The following is a 2,133-nucleotide window of genomic DNA, read 5'->3' on the forward strand; positions in this document are numbered from 1 at the left end:
CATGTACATTGCCTTGATTCCATTGTATTCCCAAAATATTCATGTACATTGCCTTGATTCCATTGTATTCCCAAAATATTATGCTCGTGCACAATATACCCTCCTTATTCTACAAGTTGCCTCTATATGTCTATGTAACTAAGATTTGATTCATCACACATTATTGTAAAGAAAGCACATGGATCTATCAAAAGCAGAATTTCTATTGATACGAAGATGAAATTTTTTCCTCTTGAAACATACTGGTTTGGCAACTGAACACTAAGTTCTTGATATAAATTTCATTTAACAAGGAGGAACAATCAGTAAAAAAATCGAACTTATAGATAAGATAAGAAATTACCAGCTTCACATAATAAAAGCTGTTATCCTACCGAAATTAAATAAATGATGAGAAATGTGTTGGGATAGTACTAGTCAGGTGACGTATGGAGGATAAATGATGAGCAAAAAAGGTAAGTTATTTTCATAATAGTACTAATGCAAACTTTTGCGAATGTCATGTTTTATTTTAATCAATAGGATTTAAAACCGATGAACAATCCATCCAAACTGGATTAAACGACTGGTTAAATAGAGGAGATCGCGATGAGATTAATTCGAAATTAATCGAAGTTGTGCAATTAGATGGTTCTAAATCGAATATCGCTTTATTCCAATTGGATAATGATGATTTAGGTTATGCTCATTTGATTAAACGGTTAAATGGGAAGTTTAAAATGGAGCATTCAGAACACGGTACAAATGGTATTTCTTATGAAGAAAAAACATAGGGGTATGTACGGGATATTATTCGGTAAATACAGTAACCATAAGATTGATCATATCTCGGTTGAACTGATCCATGAAGAATTCAGTTTTACTTCTGATGTCTCGGAAGATGAAGTGTTTGTTAAATACAAAAAAATCCCAAGTCAATTTAAACAAACTTTCCCAGCTGTATTAACCTATTATGATAAAAATAATAACCCATTGAACAATTAATATTTTCAATAAATTTTATCATCGGATGTAAGAATTGTGAGGATTGACATAATGAGTGCAAATATTATAGATGAAGTTGTAGACTGTATGCCGACAAGTTCAGGCGATATCAATATACAAAGAGTACAGACTGAACACAGATTAAAACTTGCTGACTTCTGGGGTATTAAGAAAGGGTTCAAGGTGTTAGAAATTGGCTGCGGACAAGGAGACACTACCGCGGTTTTGGCCTTTTTGGTTGGAGAAAAAGGCTTTGTTCATGGGATTGATATTGCTTCACCTGATTATGGAAGTCCATTAACATTAGGTGAATCAATTAACTATTTAAAGAAATCTCATATTGGCAATCGAATTAAAATCGATTTTGACATGGATATATTATCACCACCAATCGAATTCCCAGAAAATTATTTTGATTCGATTATATTATCTCATAGTTCATGGTATTTGAAATCTGCTGAAGAACTTCATGACATACTAAAGAAATTGAGGAGATGGGGGAACAAGTTATGTTTTGCAGAGTGGGATTCAGGAATTAAATCTGTTGAACAATACCCTCACTTTTTATCAGTTCTTATACAAGCACAATATGAGTGTTTTAAAACGTCTAGCCTTTCGAATGTTCGAACATTGTTTACACCACAGGATATTAGAAAAATTGCTGAAAGTGCAGGATGGGATATTACAGCCGAAAAATCGATAAACTCACCTGAGTTACAGGACGGGAAATGGGAAATTGAACAAGTATTAGCCAATTTCCATGAAGAGCTAAAGACGGTAGAGAATATGCCTGCCAAAATGGCTACTCTAATTAAATCTCAAATAAATTTATTAGAGTCTGCCATTATTACAACCGCAATCAAACCAATGTCAACTTATACATTTACAGCTGAATAATATTACGTAATGGATATCTATCGAATTGTTACTCAAGAAAGAACTTGGGATTTTAATAGAGGAATGAAAAATGAATTAGACGAAAAAAAGGACCGAGGAATGTACTGAACCCTAAAAGTTAGACCGAAATATTTAAGCAGCTAGTTGACTGGTATGGAGACGGTATTCAACCGGGCTCATGCCAGTCAATTTTGCTTTTATCCGTTCATTGTTATAGTAATAAATATACTTATTCACTGCTTGCTTCAGCTC

The 2,133-nt window shown here is 33.4% G+C and carries 3 protein-coding genes; 2 read left to right on the forward strand and 1 reads right to left on the reverse strand.

From position 1 onward, the window contains the following. Positions 1–756 precede the first annotated feature (756 nt). Both AC1DOS_RS19595 and AC1DOS_RS19600 read left to right on the forward strand, forming a co-directional pair. Positions 757–984: a hypothetical protein gene (locus AC1DOS_RS19595; protein ID WP_477538831.1), complete on the forward strand. Its 228-nt coding sequence runs from the start codon at positions 757–759 to the stop codon at positions 982–984. 51 nt (positions 985–1,035) lie between these two features. Continuing rightward, on the forward strand, positions 1,036–1,881 hold the full coding sequence (locus tag AC1DOS_RS19600; protein WP_477538832.1) for a class I SAM-dependent methyltransferase: 846 nt from the start codon (positions 1,036–1,038) through the stop codon (positions 1,879–1,881). 132 nt (positions 1,882–2,013) lie between these two features. Here the strand turns inward: AC1DOS_RS19600 and AC1DOS_RS19605 are convergent. After that, on the reverse strand, positions 2,014–2,133 hold a 120-nt coding region (locus AC1DOS_RS19605; protein WP_477538833.1), incomplete at its 5' end, for an IS3 family transposase.

The organism is Paenisporosarcina sp. P5_A11, from assembly GCF_056400705.1.